The sequence below is a fragment of the Streptoverticillium reticulum genome (assembly GCF_047456005.1).
Taxonomy (GTDB): Bacteria; Actinomycetota; Actinomycetes; order Streptomycetales; family Streptomycetaceae; genus Streptomyces; species Streptomyces reticulum.
Genome location: NZ_CP179755.1, coordinates 3,155,346 through 3,179,496 on the forward strand (window position 1 = coordinate 3,155,346; position 24,151 = coordinate 3,179,496).

The following is a 24,151-nucleotide window of genomic DNA, read 5'->3' on the forward strand; positions in this document are numbered from 1 at the left end:
CTGCTGCGGTCTCCAGCAACATGAAACTCCTGGCGCCGACGCACCCCCGGCACTAAGCTCGATGATCCCTTCTCCGCACCCGGACAACCTGAGCACTCCACGTCGTACAGCACCCCAGGAAGAGCGGTACCCCTCTGATGAGCGCAGGTGGCGCGGCACAGACGCCGGACCCGAGACTCGCCGAACTTGCCCGCACCTCACGTAACTTCGGTTTCCTGTACGACCATCTGCCGCTGCTCGTCGCTTATGGCTCGGGCGCCGAGGCCAATGTCTTCACCGACCCGAACACCTCGTTGATCAAGTCCCGGCAGTTCGGTGAGGCACTCGCTTCCGATCTGGTGCGCCGGGGTCGTGTCCAGTTCGCCGGGAGCAAGCAGGTCGAGCGCCTGGCAGCCCTCGATAGGGAAGGCTATCTGCACGGCAACGTGGGACCCGCGTTCCACGAGGTCCGCGTTCTCGGCAACAAGGCCAACCACGACGACTATGACGCCCCGGACGATGCCTTCCGAGCCCTGCGGACCTGTCACCGGCTCGGCGTCTGGTACCACCGACTGATCACCGGGTCCCGCGAACAGCACACGTTCGTTCCACCGGATCCGGCACGCACACCGGCCGCGCAGAACACTGCCCTGCGCGCACAGGTGGAGGAGACCCGGCGCGCGCTGGAGGAGGCTCGTCTCACTTACGAGGGTCAGGCGTCCCAGGCACAGGCAGAACAGGCCGCCCGCCTCACGGCGGAGCGGGAACTCGCCGACGCAGCGACGGTGCGCGAGGAGCTCGCCCGCCAGGTTGCCGCCATGCACGATCAGCTCGCGGCGCTCCAGCAGGCTCAGTCCGCGGCCGACGCCCGGCTGTTGCGCGAGCAGGTCACCAACCCCAGCGCCGCCTCCGAGGCGGTGGCCGAGCGTGCCCGTCTCCTGGAGAACGCCGAGCAAGCGGCCCGCGAGCCCCTCACCGAGGCGCAGGTGCGTACCCGTCTCGACGAGATGCTCATCGACGCGGGCTGGAGCGTCCAGGACGCGGGCGGCAACCTCAACCTGTACGTCCAGGGGGACCGGCGCGGCAGCGGTGTCGCCGTCCGCGAGACGACCACCGCCACAGGCCGCGCCGACTACGCCCTGTACGTGGAGCGGAAGCTGGTTGGGGTGATCGAGGCCAAGCGGGAGGGCGCCGACCTGACGGCCGCCGAGGCTCAGGCCGACCGGTACGCCGACCACCCCACCGAGGCGCAGCAACGTCTGATCGCCTGGCGCACCCCGCTGCCGTTCCGCTACGTGTCGGACGGTGGCGAGACCCGGTTCCGCAACACCCTTGACCCCGACTCGCGCAGCAGGCGGATCTTCTCCTTCCACCAGCCCCGCACCCTGTCCCGCTGGATCCGCCAGGCCGAACAGGACCCTCAGGCACCCTCCTACCGCGCCCGACTGCGCCTGCGCATGCCCGACCTAGACGAGCGCCCCCTGCGCCCCGCCCAGATCAAGGCGGTGCGCGGCGTGGAGCAGTCTGTGGCGCTGGGCAAGGGCCAGCAGGGCACGGGTCAGTCCCGCTCCCTCGTACAGATGGCGACGGGCGCCGGCAAGACGTACACGGCTGTCACGTTCTCGTACCGGATGCTCAAGTACGCGCAGGCCGAGCGGGTCCTGTTCCTGGTGGACCGGAACAATCTGGGCGCCCAGGCGCAGAACGAGTTCGAGAACTTCACGACGCCCGACACGAACCGCACCTTCGCCGACCTGTTCAACGTGCAGCGCCTGGGCGCCGAGGGCATGAACCCCTCCGCGAAGGTCGTCGTCTCCACGGTGCAGCGCCTCTATATGGAGCTGACGGGCGCGACCGTCCCCGCCACGCAGGGCGAGGACGGCGAGGAGGAGTACGCGTACGACGTGGCGGGCGACATCCGCGTCGGCTACAACCCCGGCATCCCGCCCGAGTCGTTCGACCTGATCGTCGTGGACGAGTGCCACCGCTCCATCTACGGCAAGTGGCGTTCCGTGCTGGAGTACTTCGACGCGCCCGTCGTCGGCCTCACCGCGACACCCGTCGCGCAGACCTTCGGCTACTTCAACGGGAACCTAGTCAGCGAGTACACGTACCCGGAGGCGGTCGCCGACGGCGTCAACGTCGACTTCCAGGTGTACGAGATTCTGACCCGGATAACCGGTGAGGGCGGCGTCATCGCGCGCGGCACCATCCCGGTCCGCGACCGCCGCACCCGCCGTCAGCGCTACGAGGACTTCGACGAGGACGTCTCCTACGGAGCGACGGAAGTCGGCGTCGGCGTGATCAGCAAGGACCAGCTACGGACTGTCGTCCGCACCTTCCGCGAGCGTCTGTTCACCGAGATCTTCCCCGAGCGCGCCAAGCGCGACAAGGAGACCGGCGAGCTGCTGTGGGACGAAATATACGTCCCTAAGACGCTCGTCTTCGCCAAGAACGACAACCACGCCGAGGAGATCGTCGAGGTCATTCGCGATGTCTTCGGCAAGGGCAACGACTTCTGCGCGAAGATCACGCACGCGGCGAAGAAGCCTGCGGAACGGCTCTCCGACTTCCGCAACCTGCCGCAGCTGCGCATCGCCGTCACCGTGGACATGATCGCCACGGGCACCGACGTCAAGCCCCTCGAATGCCTGCTCTTCCTTCGGGACGTCAAGAGCTGGGCCTACTTCGAGCAGATGAAGGGCCGTGGCGCCCGCACCCTCTCGCTGACCGAGTTCGAGCGCGTCACCCCAGGCGTCGGTCCCAAGACGCACTTCGTGATCGTCGACGCGGTGGGCGTGACCCGGAAGCCGAAGGTGGACGCCGGTCCACTGGAGCAGCACACGGAGAAGGACCTCAACCTTGAGAAGCTCCTCCGCCTCACCGCCCGGGGTGTCGCGGAGGACAACCACGTCTCGACTCTGGCCTCGCGTCTGGCCAAGCTCGACCTCCAGATGACCGACGAGGAGCACACCGAGATCGAGACGCTCACCGGCGGCGTACCGCTGAAGCACATCGTGCACAAGATGGTCGACGCCGTTTCGATCGACGAGCAGGCCAAGACCCGCGAGGCCGCCGAACGCCTCGGCCTCGACCCCGACCAGGCCGTACGGGACGTGACCGAGCGGGCGCTACGCCCGTTGGCCTCGAACCCCGAACTCCGCAACCGCCTGCTGGAGATGCGCCGCGCGAAGGACATCCTGTACGACGAGACGAGCCGCGACGCTCTGGTATCGGCCGGCGCCGTCCCGGAGGTCGAGTCGACGGCACGCGAGACCATCCACGACTGGCAGGCGTACGTCAAGGAGCACCGGGACGAGATGGCGGCGCTCTCCCTCGCCTTCTCGGCCGACTCACCCGTACCACCCCGCGAGGCTCTGCGGCGCCTGAAGGACCTGGCGCGGGCCGTGGCACGCCCGCCGCGCGCCTGGACGGCGGAGAAGCTGTGGCGCTGCTACGAGCAGGTGGGCGAGGCCGTGACGGCGAACCGGTCCGCCGCCCGCACCGCGGCCGACCTGCTAGCACTGCTGCGGTACGAGCTGGCGGGCGGCGCGGACGAAGGCGCCGCCCTGCCGCGCCCGCATGAGGAGGCGGTACGGGAGCGGTACGCGGCCTGGCTGGCCCGGCAGGCACAGGCGGGCGTGACCTTCACCGACACCGAACGCTGGTGGCTCGACCACATCGCCGGTGCGACAGTCGAGCGTGTACGCTTCGACACCGCCGACCTCGACTACGCCCCGTTCACGAAGATGAACGGCACGGACGGATTCCTCGCGGAGTTTGGCGAGGATCGGGCAGAAGAGATCCTCGACGAACTGGACAGGGAGCTGGGCGCGTGACGCTGGGGTTGGGTGCGGATTCCGGTGACGGCCGGGAGGAGCTTCCGGGCGGGGGCACCGGGGAGCTGCCTCGGGGGTGGGCTCGGGCGACGCTGGCGGAACTGTGCGATGTCAACCCGCGTGCCTTCGACGATGAGCCCGAAGACGGCGACTTCATTTCCCAAGTACCCATGGCTGCCGTTGAGGCCGAAACGGGGCGTATTGATGCGTCCAGTCAGGTGCGGTACGGCGACTTCAAGAAGAAGTCGCTGACACGTTTCCAGGAGAACGACGTTCTCTTCGCCAAGATCACGCCCTGCATGGAGAACGGGAAGATCGCGGTAGCCCGAGGACTGCTGAACGGCCGCGCCCTCGGAAGCACAGAATTCCATGTACTGCGCACCCTCGGGGCAGTTCTTCCCGAGTACCTGATGCATTATTTGTTGCAGCGCAACGTGCGCACCAACGCAGAGCAGAACATGTCCGGCGCGGTTGGCCAACGCCGGGTGCCACGGCCTTACCTGGAAGCCCTTGAGATTCCCGTGCCACCGCTTGCGGAGCAGCGCCGTATCGTTACCCAGGTTGAGCAGCAAATCAGCCACATCGAGGCTGGCGAAGATGCACTGGCCGAGGCAACCAGGCGGGTATCAGACCTCCGCTCCAGCATCGCCGATACAGCTATCTCTCAACACTCCGAGTCCCCCTGGGAACGCCTGCAGGACCTCCTGAGCGAACCTCTGCGTAATGGCGTGTCGGCCAAGGCAACGACCGACGGAACCGGCATTCGAACGCTCACCCTAACCGCGGTCACGCGAAATGATTTCAGCCCGCAATTCACCAAAGTCACAAGCGCGGACCCGAAACGGATCAAGAGCCTCTGGCTCGAAGATCAGGATATTTTCATCCAGCGCTCCAACTCCGCCGAACTGGTCGGGACATCCGCAATTTACCACGGCGAGAGAAACTGGGCGATCTACCCCGATCTCCTCATCCGTGTGCGCGTTAATCAGTCCCGCGTGTTGCCCGAGTACACCGCCTTGGCTCTGCGCACAAACCGGATCCTTTTCTATTTCCGTCAAAATGCACGCGGCCTTTCCGGTTCTATGCCGAAGATCGATCAGGCGATGATCGAGAACGTCGATTTCCCGGTGCCCGCACTTCACCAACAACGTGAGGCAATCGAGTGGGTGAAACAGCAGGAGGCAGCTATAGACCCACTTGCAGCATCGGTAAGCGAGGCCCAGACCGAGAGCGCCGAACTCCGCGCCGCCCTCCTCAACGCTGCCTTCACCGGCACCCTCGTCCCGCAAGACCCCGCTGACGAGCCCGCCTCAGCCCTGCTCGACCGCATCCGAGCCGCCCGCGCGACCGCCCAGAAGGCACCCCGCAAGCGCACCCAGCGCAAACCGCGCTCCGCCCCGCCCGGTCAGGAAGAACTGCCCCAGTGAGCACCACCCCCGCCCTCATGAACAGCGCCACCACTCCAGGCCCCAGCCGCTCCGCCGGGGAGACGACCTCCACGCTCGTGAACCGGCTCTGGTCGTACTGCGAGCTGCTGCGCCACTCTGGTGTCTCCACCCTCGACTACGTCGAGCAGCTGACGTACCTCCTCTTCCTGAAGATGGCCGACGAGCGCGCCAACCGGCCGGCCAAGTTCCGCCGGAACATGCCGGAGGAGCCGCTCGTTCCCCCAGGCCTGGACTGGCCGAGTCTCACCAGCCGGTCGGCCGAGGACCTCGTGGACCACTACGAGCACGTCCTGCGGCAGCTCGGCCGCAACGGCGGCACGATGCTCGGCGAGGTGTTCACCAAGGCACAGAACAAGATCCACGAGCCCGCTGTCCTGGAACGCCTCATCAAGGACCTGATCGACCCGTACACCTGGACCCGCGAGAATTTGGACCTCAAGGGCGATGCCTACGAGGGCCTGCTCCAGCGCGGGGCCGAGGACCGCAAGACAGGCGCTGGCCAGTACTTCACGCCCCGCCCGCTCATCGACGCCATGGTCGACTGCGTGCAGCCGCGCCCCGGCGAGTCGATCACCGACCCCGCCTGCGGCACCGGCGGCTTCCTCATCGCCGCGCACGCCCACATCGTCGAACGCTACGAAGAGCAGCTGTACGGCGATGAGGCGCGCAAGCTCCAGACAGGCGCCATCACCGGCTACGAACTGGTCCGAGAGACGGCCCGGCTGGCCCTGATGAACATGCTGCTGCACGGCATCGGCACGTCCGAGGCCCGCCCGCTGATCACCATCCAGGACTCTCTGGCGAAGTCGCCGCACAAGTTCTACGACATCGTGCTGGCCAACCCGCCCTTCGGCGTGGGCTCGGTCACCGGCGAGGCGTACACCTCCCGCAAGGACTTCTGGACGCAGACCACGAATAAGCAGCTCAACTTCGTCCAGCACATCTACACCCTGCTGAAGACGAACGGCCGGGCTGCCCTGGTCCTGCCCGACAACGTGCTGTTCGAGGGCGGCGCGGGCGCAGAGATCCGCCGCCGCCTGCTGGACCTCACCGACGTCCACACGCTGCTGCGCCTGCCCACTGGCATCTTCTACGCCAACGGCGTCAAGGCGAACGTCCTGTTCTTCGACAAGCGTCCCCCCCGTCCCGGTGGCAAGCCTGCGACCAAGCAGCTCTGGGTCTACGACTTCCGCACCGACCAGCGCTTTACGCTCAAGCAACGCGCTCTGCGCCGCGAGCACCTCGACGAGTTCGTCGCCGCCTTCCACTCCGGCGGCACTGACTACTCGGCCCGAAAGCCAAGTGAGCGCTTCCGATCATACGAGTACGATGAACTGATCGCCCGTGACAAGGTCAACCTCGACCTGACGGTGCTTCAGCCGGCCTCCGCTTCCTCTGCCGCCCTCGCGGCTCCGGACGTGATCGCGCAAGAGATCGTGGAGGACCTGGAGACAGCCTTGGCTGAATTCACCGCCGTGGCACAGGCGTTGAAGAAGGTCGCGAGCACGAGGACGGCCGGCAATACCACCAGCGCTTCCGAAGACGGCACGACGGACGACAGCACAACCCAGGAGCGGTAAGCCCGGCCTCCTAGCCTGCCAAGCCCCATACGGGTACGGGCTCTGGTGGTCCCGAGGGCCGACCGAAGCCCGCGCCTGGAAACGGGAGGCGTGGCCCCTCTATCCGTGCGGACGGTACAGAGGCAGACGGCCCGCCAGGGACTTCACACAGGGACTAGGTGAAACATGGCCAACGGGCTCGGTCGAGGCAACGGCGCGGCGGCAGCAGGCGTACCAGCGGAGCGGCTCTGGACGGGCGAGGCGATTGCCGAGCGGCTCTGGAGGTTCTACCGCGAGGGAACCAATACCCGCGCCATCACCCGCCTTCAGTTCGTGGAGCACGTCGGTTACCTGCTGTTCCTCAAGCTGGACCACGAACGCGCCCAGCGCTCGGCCCGGTTCGCGCACCCACCCGTCGCACCTACAGACGCTTGGCCGGACCTGGCTCTGCTCAGCGGCGACGCCCTGCACACCCGCCTCACCCAACTCATGGACGATCTCGGCAACCAGGACCTCACCGACCGGCCCGACCGGCAGATCGCGAGTGTCGTCTTCCGCGACGCCCAGCTCTGGGGGCTCGACCGCATGGCCGAGCTCAACAAGCTGATCGTCGAGCAGATCGGGCCCTACCGCTGGTTGGCGGTCCCCCAGGCCGAGTTGGGCCGTGCCTTCTCACAGATGCTGCGCGACTGCCGCGACGACATCGACCTCAAGATCGAGACCGGCCAGACCCTCACGCCCCTCCCCATCTTGAACGCCATAACCAAGGTGCTCGATGTGGGCCCCGAGGACATCGTCATCGATCCGGCGTGCGGCACGGGCACGACGCTCATCGCCGCATACAACGCTATGCTCGCCGCGAACCGCCAGCTGACCCCGACCGCCCTCGCGGGCGCCGACCTCGACGCGCAGATGTGTCGGCTAAGCATGCTGAACATCCTGCTGCACACCGGCCGACCGTTCACCGCCCCCACTCCGATCCAGCTCGCCGACACACTCAAGCGCAAGGTCCCGGTGGTCCGTTCGGGGTCCGGGATCGCACCCACCGTGGCCATCTGCAACCCGCCGTTCAAGAGCAACGGCGTACAGCCCGACGCCGCCATGCGCGACGACTTCTGGGCGTACGGGGATTTCCCCACCAACTTCCTCCAGCACCTGGCAATCACCCTGCCGCAGGGCGCGCGGGCGGCGGTCTTCGTCCCGGACGGAGTCTTGTTCGGCGGTGGCGCAGCGGCCTCCGTACGACAGAACCTGCTGAGGAACTGCGATGTACACACCCTCCTGCGCCTGCCCACCGGGCTGTTCCACCGCAAGGGCGTCAAGTCGAACATCCTCTTCTTCACGAAGTCCGCCCCCAAGCCGAGCGGTGAGCCCGCCACGAAGGACCTGTGGGTGTACGACGCCCGGACGGGCAACCACCACACCGACACCGGAAACCCGGTCACCGAGGCCGACTTCGACGACTTCGTGGCCTCCTGCCTCCCGGAGGGGGGCTTCGCCGCACGGACTGAGTCGAAACGTTTCCGCCGCTATCCGGTGGCGGAACTCCTCGACCACCCGAAGACAAGCCTCGACCTCAAGGCCCATCTGGCCCCGGAACTGGGTGGTTTCGGCTCTCCCAGGGAGATCGCCTTCGAGGTGGCGGACCGGCTCGACGAGGCAGCCGCCCACTTCCGCCAAGTCGCCGAGGCGCTGCCGGGGCAGTGACCACGAAGGCAGGTCGTCGTCAGAAAAACCTCGGTCCGACCGACGACGACTCGCGCACCTGGCACCCCGGGGGAACCTGCTCAGGGCTGATCACTCCTGCGTGCCCTCCCCGCCTCCTCGCAGGGAGGGCAGAGTGCGATCACCGCCCTGATCGCATCCCGTACAGGCTCAGTCCAGCCGTAGACAGATCGCCACCGAGTTCGGCGGAACGGCACCTCTTCGCCATACTTGCCGTGGACGACGCTCCCCCGCCCCTCGCACGTCTTCGCAGAGGCGATACGGCGCGTCAGCAGCTAAAGCGGCGGGCAAGGCGAGTGCGTCGAAGCCGCCGGCAACCTCCCCGTCCTCATCCCCGTCCGCGACAGCAAGCGTCCCACCGGCCCCACACTCGCCTTCTCCCCCAGCGCATGGACGGCATTCGTGGCGTACCTGCGCTGAACGAAACCCGGAGCTCATGCGCCCGCCAAGCTGTCCTCGTCCGACTGATCCTCGTCCGCGATGTCCCGCCAGAGCCTCTCGGCGATCTCCACCAGCGTCCCCTCGCCCGGAACCTTCCACTGCTTGGGGCCCTGGACCGCGCTCCACTGTTCCTTCCAGTCGGCCGCGTTCCACATCTGGGAGACCAGTCCGGTCGGGGAGTACCGCTTGCCGTCGGCCTCCCAGAGGATGGGGGTCTTCCGGTCGTTCACCCAACTCGCCCGGCGCCGACGGGGGTCCTCGTCGAGCCATGCGCCGATAGCCAGTTCCTCCACGGTGCTGGGGGCGTAGACAAGGGGAGTCCCGTCGCTGATGGCGTCGTGGTCGACGAGCAAGCGGACCGTCTGGGGCCGACGTTGCCGCTTCGATCCGCTATCCGCCATGAGGGCCTTGAGGTTCATGGGGGAGTCCGGTCCGGTGCCGCGCTCGAGGACGCCCAGGACCGCGGCTACCAGCCGCGCGCAACGCTCTTCGTTGGCAAAGGTGCTGGTGACGTAACTCTTGCCAGTGAAAAGGGTGTCGACCATGGTGATGAGGCAGAGGAGCACGGCACTGACCTGACCGGGCACGCCGGCGAGCACCTCGGTCCACTCGTCGTCCGGCTCGTCGAAGCGGTCTCGGCCGATCCGTTGGAAGACCAGATGGGCCACCAGCAGGCCCCCGCTGTCCACGACGGCGGCCGGACGTCCGGTGAACCTCGTCCGCAACTCGGTCAGTTGGTCCCGCACCAGCCGGAAGACCTGCACGGCGCGCCAGATCTGCTGAGCGGTCGGCTGCTGACCGAACAGTCTCGTGTAAGCGCCCCCGGCGCCTTCCTCCCACAGCGCGTTCGTGGAGCCCTTGACCCGCACGGCGAGCGACGAGTCCCGGTGCATGCAGGCCAGGGCCGTGGCCGCCTCCGTGACCGAGCAGCCCGACTCGGGAGCCGGGTCCAGCTCGCCCCGCCGGAAGACGTACTCCTTATCGAGGGAGAGGCGGAAGTCCTTCTGGATCTCGCTCTGGACGGTGTCGATGGCGATGAAGTCCCGGCGCTCCATGTGGTTCTGCGTGTTGGTGGCCTTGGTGATGGAACGCCCGAAGCCCTCCGGCGCTCCCTCCAGGGAGATGATCCGCACCAGGACATGGGCCTCTGCGACGGCCTCGGGATCTCTCTCGTACGCCCGATAGGCCGAGGACACCGTCTGGGCGCCGTTGACCACACTGGCGTTGTGCAGGATGAGGGTGGTGGGCTGGCCGACTGCTCTCTTGGCGTGGTACTCCTGCTCGACTCTGTCGCACTGCACCGTGATGCCGTTGTGACGGTAGAGGAACCCTTCCGGGTCCTCCAGCATCGACTCCACCATGGTCTGGTTGACCCCAGTGAGTCCCAGCGACTTGCGGACGTTGCGGTCGTAGAGACGTTCGCCGTGCCCCTTGTCGTGATCTTCGTCACCACCCTTGCCGCCGTACCAGTGCGCAAGCTGATCAGCACTGATCTCACCGATCACCGCCTTGTAGGGGTTTTCGCGGCTGTACCACTCGCGGTCCATGGTGGCCTTGAGAGTGATGGGCTGCGGCTCCAGGTCCTCCCGGATCGCCCGGTGGAAGTCCTCCTGGTCCAGCACCCGGTACTCCACGGTCCGTCCGCGTCCGCCGAACTCGTTGGCCGCCTCGTCCAGGATGTTGCGGGTCTCGGGAGAGAGGCGCCCCTCTCCCATGAGGGCGACGACTAGGTTGACCTTGCACGTGGGCAGCCTGAGAACGCCGTGCACACGGTCGGCGAGCAGTTGCAGCCGCTCGTTGAAGTGATCGAGATCGCGGTTGTCGAGCTTCTTCAGCCCGTGGACCAGCTTGAGTGCCGCCTCTGTGTCGAAGCCGGCCGTCCCCTTGTCCTTCCACTTGGCCTGGATCAGCCAGAGTTCGGATCCCGAGGCAGAAAACGCAACACAGTCGATGCCGAAATCGTCCCGGCCATCGATCACCCACGCCGCCGCCTCGTCCGAGGTGCAGTCCGCGAGGACGCATGCGGCCTTCGCCGAAACGGCTCTCGACAGCAAGGCCGTCTCGCGCTCTTTGGGGTCCTTCTTCTCGAAGTCGTCCATGGAGATCCGTCCTGCGAACTCCCGCAGCAGCGCCCTTCTAATGTGCTGTACCTCAAGGGGCATCCCCGGTGCACCCTTACCCATCCGTGCTCCCAACCGCCGTTCTGGACGTCAGCGTTAAGGGTATCGAAGCGGAAACAGAGCGTGTCAGCCTCGCGCCAGCACCTGGGCCGGTTCCTCTGCGCGAACTCCCCCGCCGACCAGGATGGGCAGCACGTCATCAACTACACCCAGCGGGACTCCGAGGACCACTACTGGGCGATGCGTGCCACACCCGAGGCCCAGGTCCACATGAACCAGGCCGCCACCATCGCCACCAATGTCCATCCCCCGGCCCTTCACTGTCGCCTCGCACCACCCCAGGCCGTGACGGGCCTGCCGTAGCGGAGACGCGGCGGGCCAAGATGCCCATCCGAATTGTCGGCATCCAGCAATCCAGCACGGTAAAAATCTAGAGGCCTGGCCCCGAAGAGCCAGACCCCTCTTGAACTGCATGTTTGCCAGATAAGCGAAGTGGTGTTAAGTCACCCGCTACACATTGAAGCGGAACTCCACCACGTCCCCGTCCACCATCACGTACTCCTTGCCCTCCATGCGGGCCTTGCCGGCCGCGCGGGCATCGGCGACGGAGCCGGTCTCGACCAGGTCGGCGAAGGAGATGACCTCGGCCTTGATGAAGCCCTTCTGGAAGTCGGTGTGGATGACACCGGCCGCCTCGGGGGCCGTGGCGCCCTTCTTGATCGTCCAGGCGCGGGACTCCTTGGGACCGGCCGTCAGGTAGGTCTGCAGGCCCAGGGTCTCGAAGCCGACGCGGGCCAGGGTGGCCAGGCCGGGCTCCTCCTGGCCGACGGACTGGAGGAGCTCCAGGGCCTCCTCGTCGTCCAGCTCGGCCAGGTCGGCCTCCAGCTTGGCGTTGAGGAAGATGGCCTCGGCGGGGGCCACCAGGGCCCGCTGCTCGTCCTTGAAGGCGTCGTCGGCCAGCTCGTCCTCGTCGACGTTGAAGACGTACAGGAAGGGCTTGACCGTCAGCAGGTGCAGGTCGTGCAGGACCTCGGCCTTCTCGGTGCCCTGGACGATGCCGGCGGAGAACAGGGTGTTCCCCTCCTCCAGGATCGCCTTGACCTCCTCGACGGCCTTGACCTTCGCGGCCACGTCCTTCTTGATCCGCGACTCCTTCACCAGACGCGGCAGGACCTTCTCGATGGTCTGCAGGTCGGCGAGGATCAGCTCGGTGTTGATGGTCTCGATGTCGTCCTTGGGCGAGACCTTGCCGTCGACGTGGACGACGTTCTCGTCCTTGAACGCGCGGATGACCTGGCAGATCGCGTCGGACTCACGGATGTTCGCCAGGAACTTGTTGCCCAGGCCCTCGCCCTCGGAGGCGCCGCGGACGATGCCGGCGATGTCGACGAAGTCGACCGTGGCGGGGAGGATCTTCTGCGAGCCGAAGATCTCCGCCAGCTTGGTGAGCCGCGCGTCCGGGACGCCGACGACGCCGACGTTGGGCTCGATGGTGGCGAACGGGTAGTTGGCCGCCAGCACGTCGTTCTTGGTCAGGGCGTTGAACAGGGTCGACTTGCCGACATTGGGCAGACCGACGATTCCGATCGTGAGCGACACGTGACGACTTCCCGTAGCTTCCCGTAGCGAGTTCCCGTGGCGGGGCGCCGGTACGGGAATGGTGTAAAAGGGTCCGCGGCCCGGACGGGCCGGTCCCCCAGTCTACGGGTCCGTACCGCGCGCCCGCCTCGTCCGGGTGATCGGCCGAACGCACGGCCAAGGGGGGTCAAAGGGCGTGTCCCATCCGGGGTTCCCGCGGTCCCCCGACCTACTTTGGTCGCGTGGAGCAACCCAGCACGCGTACCCCCCAGCGCAAGGTCCGCCGCGACACGCCGGTGCCCCGCCCCGCCGCCCCCGTGGGACCGGGCGAGAGCAGCTCGGTCTTCCGGGCCCGGCGGCTGCCGGGCCGCACCCGGCCGCTACGGCCGCGCCGCCTGGAGCAGCTGCCCCCGGCCCGCCTGACGGGCCTCGGCAGCGGGCTGCTCACCGCGCTGGTGATGCTGGCGGCCGGCAAGCTCGACGCCATGACGCTGGACGGCTCGCCCGCCGTCTACGGCGTGTGCTTCCTGCTCGCCTGCGCGGGCTGCGCCCTGTGGGTGCGCCCGACCGAGGCGCTGACGGCGCCGGTGAGCGCGCCGATCGCCTTCGCGGTCGGCGCGCTGCCGATCAGCAACAGCAGCGGCGGCGGCCTCGGCGCCCGGATCATGGGCCTGGTCACCGTGCTGTCGCTGCAGGCCGGCTGGCTCTACGCGGGCACCCTGCTCGCCGCGCTCATCGGGCTCTACCGGCGGGTCGCGCTGATCAGGCTGCGGCGGCGGGAACGGCACCAGCAGCGGAAGCGGCCATCGCGGCCCCCACAATCCCCGCGTTGTTCTCCAGGGCAGCAGGAACGATCTCGGCGCTGATCCCCTCGATCAGCGGCAGGAACTTGTCGGCCTTGCGGCTGACGCCGCCGCCGATGACGAAGAGCTCGGGCGAGAAGAGCATCTCCACGTGCGCGAGGTACTTCTGCACCCGGCGGGCCCAGCGGGCCCAGGTCAGCCCGCCGTCCTCCTTGGCCCGGGACGAGGCGCGGGTCTCCGCGTCGTGTCCCTTGAGCTCCAGGTGGCCCAGCTCGGTGTTGGGCACCAGCCGGCCGCCGGTGAAGACGGCGCTGCCGATGCCGGTGCCGAAGGTGAGCACGACGACGGTGCCCTTGCGGCCGCGTCCGGCGCCGAAGGACATCTCGGCCAGGCCGGCCGCGTCCGCGTCGTTGAGCAGGGTGACCGGCGCGCCCAGGCGCTCGCCGAGCAGGCCGGCCGCGTCCATGCCGATCCAGCCCTTGTCGACGTTGGCCGCCGTCCGGGTCGTGCCGCCGACGACGACGCCCGGGAAGGTCGCGCCGACGGGGCCCCGCACCCCGCCGAAGTGCCGCACCACCTCCGCGACGCCGTCCGCGACCGCGTCCGGAGTGGCCGGGTGCGGCGTGAGCACCTTGAAGCGCTCCGCCGTCACCTCGCCGCGCGCCAGGTCGACCGGCGCGCCCTTGATGCCCGATCCGCCGATGTCCACGCCGAATACGTTCATGCCGACCACGCTACGGGGCGGCGGGCGCCGTCACCCCTCGGACGGCTGCACCTTTTCCGCGGCTTCCGCGCGCAGGTCGCGGCGGAGTTCCTTGGGGAGGGAGAAGGTGATGGACTCCTCGGCCGCGGTGATCACCTCGACGTCCGCGAAGCCGCGCTGCGCGAGCCACTCCAGGACGCCCTCGACGAGGATCTCCGGCACCGAGGCGCCCGAGGTCACGCCGACCGTGCTCACACCCTCCAGCCAGGCCTCGTCGAGCTCCTCGGCGTAGTCCACCAGGTGCGCGTCGCGCGCGCCGGCGCCGAGGGCGACCTCGACGAGGCGGACGGAGTTGGAGGAGTTCTTCGAGCCCACGACGATCACCAGGTCGGCGTCGGCGCCCATCTGCTTGACCGCGGTCTGACGGTTCTGCGTGGCGTAGCAGATGTCGTCGCTGGGCGGCGAGAGGAGGTTGGGGAAGCGGCCCTTGAGGGCGTCGACCGTCTCCATCGTCTCGTCGACGGAGAGGGTGGTCTGGGACAGCCAGACGACCTTGGACTCGTCGCGGACCTCGACGTTCGCCACGTCCTCCGGGCCGTCGACCAGGGTGATGTGGTCGGGCGCCTCGCCGCTGGTGCCGATGACCTCCTCGTGGCCCTCGTGACCGATGAGGAGGATGTCGTAGTCCTCCTTGGCGAACCGGACGGCCTCCTTGTGGACCTTGGTCACCAGCGGGCACGTGGCGTCGATCGTCGCCAGCCTGCCGCGCGCGGCCTCCTCGTGGACCACGGGGGCGACGCCGTGCGCCGAGAAGATGACGATGTTGCCCTCGGGCACCTCCGCCGTCTCCTCGACGAAGATCGCGCCCTTCTTCTCGAGCGTCTTCACGACGTACTTGTTGTGGACGATCTCGTGGCGCACGTAGACGGGGGCACCGTACTGCTCCAGCGCCTTCTCGACGGCGATCACGGCGCGGTCCACGCCCGCGCAGTAGCCACGGGGGGCGGCGAGCAGGACCTTGCGGGCAGTGGGAGTGGTCATGGCGTCCATCGTACGGGGCGGCACCGACAGCGCGCCGGGCGCGGCTGGGGGACGATGACCAAGGAAACGTGACGATCAGGACGGTTTCCGACCAGGAGCGTTTCAGGATCGTTCAACTGTTCACCTGCTCACGGTGAAGGGACAGCCCGCATGCCCCCAACACCTGCATCTTCCTCTCCTGCCTCTCCCACCTCTCCCGCCTCCGGGACCGGAGGGCTCCGCCGGGAGCTCGGCTTCCGGGACCTCGTCGTCTACGGGCTGCTGTTCATCGCCCCCATGGCGCCCGTCGGCGTCTTCGGCACGCTGGACGCCAAGTCGCACGGGGCGGTCGCGCTGGTCTACGTCGTGGCGACGGTCGCGATGGGGTTCACGGCCTTCTCGTACGCACAGATGGTGCGGGTCGCCCCCAAGGCGGGGTCGGTCTACGCGTACGCGCGCGTGGGGCTCGGCGAGAGCGCCGGATTCATCGCCGGGTGGATGGCGATGCTGGACTACCTGCTGATCCCGGCGGTGGCCTACCTCTTCTCGGGGATCGCGCTGCACGCGCTCGTCCCGTCCGTCCCGCAGTGGGTGTGGACGGCGGTCGCGGTGGTCGTGACGACCGCACTGAACCTGTGGGGCGTACGGGCCGCCGCACGGGTCGGCTTCCTGGTGCTGGCCATGGAGATCGCGGTGCTGTTCGTCTTCGTGGTGGCGGCGTGCGTGGCACTCGCGGAGCACGGCCCCCGGCGCGGCTGGCTGTCCCCGCTCGGCGGGGTGGGCGGGTTCTCCGGGAACGCGGTGCTGGCCGCCGTGTCGGTGGCGGTGCTGTCCTACCTGGGCTTCGACGCGATCGCCGCGTTCGCGGAGGAGTCGGCCGGGGGGAGCGAGAAGGTCGCGCGGGCGGTGCTGACGTGCCTGGCGGTGGCGGGGGTGCTGTTCGTCCTGCAGGCGTACCTGGCCGCGCTGCTCGCGCCGATGTCGCCGCAGGAGCTGGCGGCGAAGCCGGTCCGCCAGGGGGCGGCGTTCTACGACACCGTCGACGCTGCGGCGGGTACGTGGCTGCACGACCTGGTGGCCGCCAGCAAGGCGGTCGGTGCGGCGTTCGCCGCGCTGGCCGGGCAGGCGGCGGCCGGGCGGCTGCTGTTCGCCATGGCGCGGGACCGGCGGCTGCCGGTCCTTCTGGCGAAGGTGGACCGTGGGTCCGGGGTGCCGCGGCCGGCCGTGCTGGGCTCGGCGGTCGTGACGCTGTGCGCCGCCGTGTGGGCGGCGCGGCGGGACGACGGGCTGGACCGGCTGGTGTCCGTGGTGGACGTGGGGGCGCTGGTGGCGTTCGGACTGCTGCACCTTTCGGTGCTGGGGTGGTTCGCGGTACGGAAGCGCTCGCGCCTGGCGCGGCACGTGGTGGTGCCGTTGCTGGGGCTGGCGGTGGTGATCGTGGTGATCGCCCGCGCCGCGGTTGCTGCGCAGGCGGTGGGCGGATTGTGGCTGGCGGCGGGGCTGGGCGTGCTGGGCGCCGAGGTCTTCCGGCGCTCCGCACCGGGGTGAGCGTGCGGGGTGCGGTGCCGGACCCCCGCAACCCCCTCCCCCGTCACAGCCCGCCGCTAGGCTCGACCGCATGGCTGCAACCACGTCCCCCGAAGCGCCGCTCCCCGTCAGTGAGGTGAGCCGGCTCGTCGGCGGGTGGATCGACCGGCTCGGTGCCGTCTGGGTGGAGGGGCAGATCACCCAGCTGTCCCGGCGCCCCGGTGCCGGCGTCGTGTTCCTGACGCTGCGCGACCCCTCGCACGACGTCTCCCTCTCGGTCACCTGCTACCGCGCCGTCTTCGACCGCGTCGCCGACGTCGTCACCGAGGGCGCCCGCGTCGTGGTGCACGCCAAGCCCGAGTGGTACGCCCCGCGCGGCCAACTGTCGCTGCGGGCCGCCGAGATCAGGCCCGTGGGGGTCGGGGAGCTGCTGGCGCGGCTGGAGCAGCTGAAGAAGTCCCTGGCCGCGGAAGGGCTGTTCGCGGCGGAGCGCAAGCGGCCGCTGCCGTTCCTGCCGCAGCTGATCGGGCTGGTCTGCGGCCGCGCCTCCGCCGCCGAGCGCGACGTGCTGGAGAACGCCCGGCACCGCTGGCCCGCCGTGCGTTTCGAGGTGCGCAACGTCCCCGTGCAGGGCGTGCACGCGGTGCCCCGGGTCATCGAGGCGGTGCAGGAGCTGGACGCGCTGCCCGAGGTGGACGTGATCGTCGTGGCCCGCGGCGGCGGCAGCGTGGAGGACCTGCTGCCGTTCTCCGACGAGCAGTTGATCCGCACGGTGTCCGCGTGCCGCACGCCCGTGGTGTCGGCGATCGGGCACGAGCCGGACACCCCGCTGCTGGACCTGGTGGCCGACCTGCGGGCGTCCACGCCGACGGACGCGGCGAAGCGGGTCGTGCCGGACGTGGGCGAGGAGCTCGCGCGCGTGCAGCACCTGCGCGAGCGCGCCCTGCGCTGTGTGACGGGGCTGCTGGACCGCGAGGAGCGCGGCCTGGCGGCGGCTCTGGCGCGCCCGTCCATGGAGCGGCCGCAGCGGATGGTGGACGAGCGCGAGGAACAGATCGCCGCGCTCGAGGACCGGGCCCGCCGCACCCTGGGCCACCTGCTGGACCGGGCGGACTCGGAACTGACGCACACCCTGGCCCGGGTGGTCTCGCTCTCCCCCGCCGCGACGCTGCGCCGCGGCTATGCGGTGCTGCAGCACGCCGACGGCTCCGTGGTGCGCACGGCGGACGAGGTCGCGGCGGACGAGGAACTGCGGGCGCGGGTCGCGGAGGGCGGGTTCACGGTGCGGGCCGTTGTCGGTCCCTAGGGGGTGTCCGACGGGTCAGTGCAGGCGCTGCGGCGTCTGTGCTGACCCGTCGGACACCCCCTAGGCCTAGGCTGGTGCGCATGGCTACGGAGGCAGAGGCAGAGGCGGCGCTGGGCTACGAGCAGGCGCGGGACGAGCTGATCGAGGTGGTGCGCCGCCTGGAGGCGGGCGGTACGACGCTGGAGGAGTCGCTCGCACTGTGGGAGCGCGGCGAGGAGCTGGCGAAGGTGTGCCGCCGCTGGCTGGACGGCGCCCGGGCGCGGCTGGACGCGGCGCTGGCCCGGGAGGAAGCGGAGGGGGCCGACGAGGACTGACGGCCGGGAACGGCGAGGTTCGGAGTGAGCCCCTCCACATTTAGTTGAAAGTTAATACACTTTGCGCCTAGAGTGGCTGTCGCCAGCTTGAAAACCCCACGCGACAGGTGGTGCCCCCACATGACCCTCGCCCTCGACAAGGCCGCCCAGGACCTTCTCTTCCGCGCGGCCCACACGGCCAACGCGTTCACCGAGGAGCCCGTCACCGACGAGCAGATGCAGGCCGTCTACGACCTGATCAAGCTCGCGCCGACCGCCTTCAACCAGTCCCCGCTCCGCGTGGTCCTGGTCCGCTCCGCGGAGGCCCGCGAGCGCCTGGTCCCCCTCATGTCCGAGGGCAACCGGGCCAAGACCGGCGCCGCCCCGCTGGTCGCGATCCTCGCCGCGGACAACGAGTTCCACGAGGAGCTGCCGGCCCTCTTCCCGGCCTTCCCGCAGGCCAAGGACCTCTTCTTCGCCGAGCGCGCGGCCCGCGAGTCGTCCGCCACGCTCAACGGCGCCCTGCAGGCGGGGTACTTCATCCTCGGCCTGCGCGCCGCCGGCCTGGCCGCCGGCCCGATGACCGGCTACGACGCCGCGGCCGTGCAGAAGGAGTTCCTGGACGAGGACCACACGCCGCTGATGATCGTCAACATCGGCCGCCCGGCCGAGGACGCCTACCGCCCGCGCGGCCCGCGCCTGGACTTCGACCAGGCCGTCACGACCGTCTGACGGCCGTCACAGGAAACAGCAAAGGCCGGACACCCACCACGGGTGCCCGGCCTGCTGCGTACTGCGGTCAGCCCGCCGGCGTCGCCGAGGGAGCCGCGGACGCCGACGGCGTCCCCTCGGGGCTCTGCGTCTTCTCCGCCTTGAGCGCGGCGGCCATCTCCGTCAGCCGCTCCAGCGACGCGGTACCGGTGACCACCGTCGTCACCCCGTTCCCCTCGTGCACCAGGGCGTTGTACCGCGATCCCTCGTAGCGCTGCCAGGTGAGGCCGCCCGCCTGCACGGTCTTGTCGGTCTTCTCGGCCTGCTGGGTGGCATCGTCGAGGAAGACGGCAGGCGAACCGTTGCTCTGCTCGATCCCCACGTACTGCGTCTGCGGGTCGAGGAAGCCCAGGTGCCACACGGAGCCCATCTTGCTCTGCGGCTCGTAGCGGACCGACGTCGCGCGCCAGCCCTCGCCGAGCCCCTCGGGCGCGGCCACCGCGTACGGCGCGGCGCGCCGGGCCGCGTTCAGCTCCACCTGGTAGCCGATCGTCCGCACGGGGTTCTTCCCGGCGTCGTGCGGGATGAACAGGTAGCTGAGCCACGCCACCGGTATCACGACCGCCATGGACAGCACCATGTTGCGGATCTTCTGCTTCTTGCCGTCTCTGCCTGCCACGTCCCCCATCGTCCCCCATGCCTCTGCCGATCTTTACGCAGGTGGCCCGGCATGCCGCGAAACAGGCCTTGACGCTGCTCATGCGTGGGGGGCCCTGCTCATTCTCGCAATCAACAGATAAAGTCATGAGCACCCTCACCCACGGCCGCCGCCGTACAGAAAGGTCCGCCCGATGACCGATCATCACCTGCCGTCCCAGCTCGAGGTCAGCCCCGAGGCACCCGACCGGAACCTTGCGCTGGAGCTCGTCCGGGTCACCGAGGCCGGGGCCATGGCCTCGGGCCGCTGGGTCGGCCGCGGCGACAAGAACGGTGCCGACGGCGCGGCCGTGCGGGCCATGCGGGCGCTGATCCACACCGTCTCGATGGACGGCGTCGTCGTCATCGGCGAGGGCGAGAAGGACAACGCCCCGATGCTCTACAACGGCGAGCGCGTGGGCGACGGGACGGGCGCGGAGTGCGACGTCGCCGTGGACCCTGTGGACGGCACGACGCTCACCGCCAAGGGGATGGCCAACGCGGTCTCCGTGATGGCCGTCGCCGAGCGGGGCAGCATGTTCGACCCGTCGGCGGTGTTCTACATGGACAAGCTCGTCACCGGACCCGAGGCGGCCGACTTCGTCGACATCGACGCCCCCGTCGCCGTCAACATTCGCCGCATCGCGAAAGCGAAGCGCTCCTCCCCCGAGGACGTCACCGTCGTCGTCCTGGACCGGCCCCGCCACGAGGGCATCGTCAAGGAGATCCGCGAGGCGGGCGCCCGCATCAAGTTCATCACCGACGGCGACGTGGCCGGCGCCATCATGGCCGCGCGCGAGGGCACGGGCGTGGACCTGCTGCTGGGCGTCGGCGGCACCCCGGAGGGCATCATCGCGGCCTGTGCGATGAAGTGCCTCGGCGGCACCATCCAGGCCAAGCTGTGGCCGAAGGACGCCGAGGAGCGGCAGCGCGCGCTCGACGCCGGGCACGACCTGGACCGCGTCCTGCACACCGACGACCTGGTCAGCGGGGAGAACGTGTTCTTCGTCGCCACCGGCATCACCGACGGCGAGCTGCTGCGCGGCGTCCGCTACCGCGCGGAGACCGCGACCACGCAGTCGCTGGTGATGCGCTCGAAGTCCGGCACGATCCGGCTGATCGAGTCCGAGCACCGGCTGTCGAAGCTGCGCGCCTACAGCTCGATCGACTTCGAGCGCCCCAGCTGATCGCGCGCCCCGTCAGGGGCGCGGGGAACTGCGCGACCAGCCACAACGCGCCCGCAGTCGGCGCACGGCCACAACGGGCCGGGCCCCGCCGCTAGTTCGGCGGGGCCCGGCCCGATGTGAACCGTACGGACGGCGCTCAGCCCGCGGCAGCGATGCGCGTCGAGCGCTGGAGCTCGGCCTCGCGGCGCCGGCGGCGGGCCAGCACGACCCGGCGCTCGGCGGCCGTCAGCCCGCCCCACACCCCGTAGGGCTCGGGCTGCAGCAGGGCGTGCTCCCGGCACTCGACCATCACGGGGCAGCGGGCGCAGACCCGCTTGGCGGCCTCCTCCCGGGAGAGCCGCGCGGCGGTGGGTTCCTTCGATGGTGCGAAGAAGAGCCCGGCTTCATCCCGGCGGCACACCGCCTCCGAATGCCAGGGGCCCGCCTGTTCCCGAGCGGAAATCCGCTGGGACGGTACGGCGGCTTCCTGCAGGGGCTGATGCGGTAGCAGCACGGTCTACTCCTGACGACGGCTTAGCTCGGCCGGTTGAGTCACCCTTGCCGTCTCACCCTGCACGGCCATTCGCACCCGCAGCCGTACGAGAGACGATGCACCAAGCTTTACCCGCTGTGCGCGCTCTTATTCACACCGTTGCCATGACCGGAACGCCGCCGGACGCCACCTTCTGCGTGCTATTGCCCCGACCTGAGGTTCTTGAGCCGCTTGCCCCGACGCGCCTTGGCCTCGACCCCGCCGAAGACCGCAAAACCCGTGATCACGACGACAGGGGCGTCCGGGTCCGGCGCCTCGTGGGTCCGGACGTCGAAGCCGCCGAAGATGCCCGTCCCCGTGGAACGCACGGAAACATTTTCCGGAACCTTAATCTCCACCCCGCCGAACACCGCGGAGGCGTTGATCACGATCTCCCGCTGTTCGAAGACCGCCTCGGTCAGATCGATCTCCACGCCGCCGAACATCGCGAAGGCGTTCGTCCGCGCGGGGACCCGCCAGCGGCCCTTGCGCTCGGCGGCGCCGAAGACGGCCACCAGGTTCTCCGCGGGCGCGGGGGCGGGGCGCACGGAGGCGTCGTACGGGCGCGCGGAGCCTGCCGGCTCGTGGGGGCGCCGTCCCGCGGGCAGATCGTGCACCAGCGGCTCCAGCTCGCCGAGGGTGCGGGCCTCGTAGACCGCGGCGATCCGCTCGCCGTGCTCCTCGGCCGTGAGCCGCCCCTCGGCCAGCGCCTCGCGCAGGATGTCCGCGACACGGTCGCGATCGGCGTCGGAGGCGCGCATCGCGGGCGCCGCCGGGGCCGCCGGCCGGTCTTCCGGGGCCTGCGGCCGGTCCTGGGGCCGCTTTTCGAGAGATGACTCATCCACGGGAGCAGGGTACCCAAACGCGATAGATCGCGATAGAGGGCAGGGGTACGGGGCACTGGTGAGCCTTACCTCACAAACGTCCCGGCGCCGCGGGCGCCTACGCTGGAGGGGCTGTCGAGGAAGCCAGCACCATCATCCGCAGAGTGAGGGAATCGCCGCGATGTCTCGGCCCGAGTTTGCCTATACCGATCTCCTGCCCCTGGGCGAGGACGACACGCCGTACCGCCTCGTCACCGCCGAGGGCGTGTCCACCTTCGAGGCCGACGGTCGCACCTTCCTCAAGGTCGAGCCGGAGGCGATGCGCAAGCTCGCCGAAGAGGCGATCCACGACATCCAGCACTACCTGCGCCCCGCGCACCTCGCCCAGCTGCGGAAGATCGTCGACGACCCCGAGGCCTCGGCCAACGACAAGTTCGTCGCCCTCGACCTGCTGAAGAACGCCAACATCGCCGCGGCCGGCGTGCTGCCCATGTGCCAGGACACCGGCACCGCGATCGTCATGGGCAAGCGCGGCCAGAACGTCCTCACCGAGGGCGGCGACGAAGAGGCGCTCTCGCGCGGCATCTTCGACGCCTACACGAAGCTCAACCTGCGCTACTCGCAGATGGCCCCGCTGACCATGTGGGACGAGAAGAACACCGGCTCCAACCTCCCCGCGCAGATCGAGCTCTACGCGACCGACGGCGGCGCCTACAAGTTCCTCTTCATGGCCAAGGGCGGCGGCTCGGCCAACAAGTCCTTCCTCTACCAGGAGACGAAGGCGGTCCTCAACGAGGCCTCCATGATGAAGTTCCTGGAGGAGAAGATCCGTTCGCTGGGCACGGCCGCCTGCCCGCCGTACCACCTGGCGATCGTCGTCGGCGGCACGAGCGCCGAGTACGCGCTCAAGACCGCCAAGTACGCCTCCGCGCACTACCTCGACGAGCTGCCGGAGGAGGGCTCCCCGCTCGGTCACGGCTTCCGCGACAAGGAGCTGGAGGAGAAGGTCTTCGAGCTCACCCAGAAGATCGGCATCGGCGCCCAGTTCGGCGGCAAGTACTTCTGCCACGACGTGCGTGTGGTGCGCCTGCCGCGGCACGGCGCGTCCTGCCCGGTGGCCATCGCGGTCTCGTGCTCGGCCGACCGCCAGGCCGTCGCGAAGATCACCGCCGAGGGCGTCTTCCTGGAGCAGCTGGAGCGCGATCCCGCGCGGTTCCTCCCGGAGACCACCGAGGAGCACCTGAGCGACGATGACGTCGTCCGCATCGACCTCAACCGTCCCATGGACGAGATCCTCGCCGAGCTCACCAAGTACCCGGTGAAGACCCGGCTCTCGCTGACCGGCCCGCTGGTCGTCGCCCGCGACATCGCGCACGCGAAGATCAAGGAGCGGCTGGACGCGGGCGAGGAGATGCCGCAGTACCTCAAGGACCACCCGGTCTACTACGCGGGCCCGGCGAAGACGCCGGAGGGTTACGCGTCCGGGTCGTTCGGCCCGACCACGGCCGGCCGCATGGACTCCTACGTCGAGCAGTTCCAGGCGGCGGGCGGCTCCAAGGTGATGCTGGCGAAGGGCAACCGGAGCAAGCAGGTCACCGACGCGTGTGCCGCGCACGGCGGCTTCTACCTCGGCTCGATCGGCGGCCCGGCGGCCCGGCTGGCCCAGGACTGCATCAAGAAGGTCGAGGTCGTCGAGTACGCGGAGCTCGGCATGGAGGCGGTCTGGAAGATCGAGGTCGAGGACTTCCCGGCGTTCGTCGTCGTCGACGACAAGGGCAACGACTTCTTCACCGACCCGGCGCCGGCGCCGACGTTCACCAGCATTCCGGTACGGAGCGCCCCGTAAGGGGCGCGGGGAACTGCGCGAGCAACCAGCGCGAA

The 24,151-nt window shown here is 69.2% G+C and carries 19 protein-coding genes and 1 pseudogene; 13 read left to right on the forward strand and 7 right to left on the reverse strand.

Translation table 11 applies throughout. From position 1 onward, the window contains the following. The first annotated feature begins 137 nt into the window (after positions 1-137). The 5 genes and pseudogenes from ACMATS_RS14090 to ACMATS_RS14110 form a co-directional block, all read left to right on the forward strand. Entirely contained in the window at positions 138-3,818 is a 3,681-nt protein-coding gene (locus tag ACMATS_RS14090) for a DEAD/DEAH box helicase family protein (RefSeq protein WP_414168072.1), read from the forward strand. Further along, positions 3,815-5,245, forward strand: coding sequence for a restriction endonuclease subunit S (locus tag ACMATS_RS14095; protein ID WP_414168073.1), 1,431 nt, complete (start codon positions 3,815-3,817; stop codon positions 5,243-5,245). The genes ACMATS_RS14090 and ACMATS_RS14095 overlap by 4 nt, the downstream gene beginning before the upstream one ends. After that, positions 5,242-6,846, forward strand: a complete 1,605-nt coding sequence (locus ACMATS_RS14100; protein ID WP_414168074.1) for an N-6 DNA methylase — start codon at positions 5,242-5,244, stop codon at positions 6,844-6,846. Before ACMATS_RS14095 ends, ACMATS_RS14100 begins: the two co-directional genes overlap by 4 nt. A 165-nt stretch (positions 6,847-7,011) precedes the next feature. Continuing rightward, positions 7,012-8,532 (forward strand): HsdM family class I SAM-dependent methyltransferase, encoded by a 1,521-nt coding sequence (locus ACMATS_RS14105; protein ID WP_414168075.1) that lies wholly within the window; start codon positions 7,012-7,014, stop codon positions 8,530-8,532. A gap of 309 nt (positions 8,533-8,841) precedes the next feature. Continuing rightward, positions 8,842-8,970: pseudogene (locus ACMATS_RS14110) on the forward strand (DUF397 domain-containing protein); the annotation flags it as partial. 14 nt (positions 8,971-8,984) lie between these two features. On the opposite strand, the gene ACMATS_RS14115 reads toward ACMATS_RS14110, so the two are convergent. Further along, the gene (locus tag ACMATS_RS14115; RefSeq protein ID WP_414168076.1) at positions 8,985-11,153 is read right to left on the reverse strand and encodes an AIPR family protein; all 2,169 of its coding nucleotides are present in this window, start codon (positions 11,151-11,153) and stop codon (positions 8,985-8,987) included. An 81-nt stretch (positions 11,154-11,234) separates the two neighbouring features. Between ACMATS_RS14115 and ACMATS_RS14120 the strand changes: the two genes are divergently transcribed. Further along, positions 11,235-11,474 carry a hypothetical protein gene (locus ACMATS_RS14120; RefSeq protein WP_414168077.1) on the forward strand — a complete coding sequence of 80 codons (240 nt, stop codon included), beginning with the start codon at positions 11,235-11,237 and terminating at the stop codon, positions 11,472-11,474. Between the two features lie 147 nt (positions 11,475-11,621). On the opposite strand, the gene ychF is transcribed toward ACMATS_RS14120, so the two are convergent. After that, positions 11,622-12,710: a redox-regulated ATPase YchF gene (gene ychF / locus ACMATS_RS14125; protein ID WP_390776318.1), complete on the reverse strand. Its 1,089-nt coding sequence runs from the start codon at positions 12,708-12,710 to the stop codon at positions 11,622-11,624. A 221-nt stretch (positions 12,711-12,931) separates the two neighbouring features. Here ychF and ACMATS_RS14130 point away from each other — a divergent pair, with 221 nt between their 5' ends. Further along, the gene (locus ACMATS_RS14130) at positions 12,932-13,555 is read left to right on the forward strand and encodes a DUF6542 domain-containing protein (protein WP_414168078.1); all 624 of its coding nucleotides are present in this window, start codon (positions 12,932-12,934) and stop codon (positions 13,553-13,555) included. Here ACMATS_RS14130 and ppgK read toward each other — a convergent pair. Together ppgK and ACMATS_RS14140 are read right to left on the reverse strand one after the other, a co-directional pair. Next, entirely contained in the window at positions 13,452-14,216 is a 765-nt protein-coding gene (ppgK, locus tag ACMATS_RS14135) for a polyphosphate--glucose phosphotransferase (protein WP_390776316.1), read from the reverse strand. The two genes, ACMATS_RS14130 and ppgK, sit on opposite strands and share 104 nt — an antisense overlap. Before the next feature lie 30 nt (positions 14,217-14,246). Continuing rightward, entirely contained in the window at positions 14,247-15,236 is a 990-nt protein-coding gene (locus tag ACMATS_RS14140; RefSeq protein ID WP_414168079.1) for a 4-hydroxy-3-methylbut-2-enyl diphosphate reductase, read from the reverse strand. Positions 15,237-15,386: 150 nt separating this feature from the next. Here ACMATS_RS14140 and ACMATS_RS14145 point away from each other — a divergent pair, with 150 nt between their 5' ends. The 4 genes from ACMATS_RS14145 (at position 15,387) to ACMATS_RS14160 (ending at position 19,073) form a co-directional block, all read left to right on the forward strand. Further along, on the forward strand, positions 15,387-16,763 hold the full coding sequence (locus tag ACMATS_RS14145; RefSeq protein WP_414168080.1) for an APC family permease: 1,377 nt from the start codon (positions 15,387-15,389) through the stop codon (positions 16,761-16,763). 70 nt (positions 16,764-16,833) lie between these two features. Further along, positions 16,834-18,048 carry an exodeoxyribonuclease VII large subunit gene (gene xseA, locus ACMATS_RS14150; protein ID WP_414168081.1) on the forward strand — a complete coding sequence of 405 codons (1,215 nt, stop codon included), beginning with the start codon at positions 16,834-16,836 and terminating at the stop codon, positions 18,046-18,048. 80 nt (positions 18,049-18,128) lie between these two features. Next, positions 18,129-18,362 (forward strand): exodeoxyribonuclease VII small subunit, encoded by a 234-nt coding sequence (locus ACMATS_RS14155; protein ID WP_390776312.1) that lies wholly within the window; start codon positions 18,129-18,131, stop codon positions 18,360-18,362. Between the two features lie 120 nt (positions 18,363-18,482). Further along, positions 18,483-19,073, forward strand: coding sequence for a malonic semialdehyde reductase (locus ACMATS_RS14160; protein WP_390776311.1), 591 nt, complete (start codon positions 18,483-18,485; stop codon positions 19,071-19,073). Positions 19,074-19,140: 67 nt separating this feature from the next. Here ACMATS_RS14160 and ACMATS_RS14165 read toward each other — a convergent pair whose 3' ends face one another. After that, entirely contained in the window at positions 19,141-19,740 is a 600-nt protein-coding gene (locus ACMATS_RS14165) for a DUF4245 domain-containing protein (RefSeq protein ID WP_414168082.1), read from the reverse strand. A 163-nt stretch (positions 19,741-19,903) separates the two neighbouring features. On the opposite strand from ACMATS_RS14165, the gene glpX reads away from it, so the two are divergent. Beyond that, positions 19,904-20,935 (forward strand): class II fructose-bisphosphatase, encoded by a 1,032-nt coding sequence (glpX, locus tag ACMATS_RS14170; protein ID WP_390776309.1) that lies wholly within the window; start codon positions 19,904-19,906, stop codon positions 20,933-20,935. Between the two features lie 136 nt (positions 20,936-21,071). Here the strand turns inward: glpX and ACMATS_RS14175 are convergent, their stop codons facing one another. Continuing rightward, positions 21,072-21,428, reverse strand: coding sequence for a WhiB family transcriptional regulator (locus ACMATS_RS14175; protein WP_207247897.1), 357 nt, complete (start codon positions 21,426-21,428; stop codon positions 21,072-21,074). 179 nt (positions 21,429-21,607) lie between these two features. After that, positions 21,608-22,291, reverse strand: coding sequence for a DUF1707 SHOCT-like domain-containing protein (locus ACMATS_RS14180; protein ID WP_414168083.1), 684 nt, complete (start codon positions 22,289-22,291; stop codon positions 21,608-21,610). Positions 22,292-22,451: 160 nt separating this feature from the next. On the opposite strand from ACMATS_RS14180, the gene ACMATS_RS14185 reads away from it, so the two are divergent. Further along, positions 22,452-24,116 carry a fumarate hydratase gene (locus ACMATS_RS14185; RefSeq protein WP_391152453.1) on the forward strand — a complete coding sequence of 555 codons (1,665 nt, stop codon included), beginning with the start codon at positions 22,452-22,454 and terminating at the stop codon, positions 24,114-24,116. The last annotated feature ends 35 nt before the right edge of the window (positions 24,117-24,151 follow it).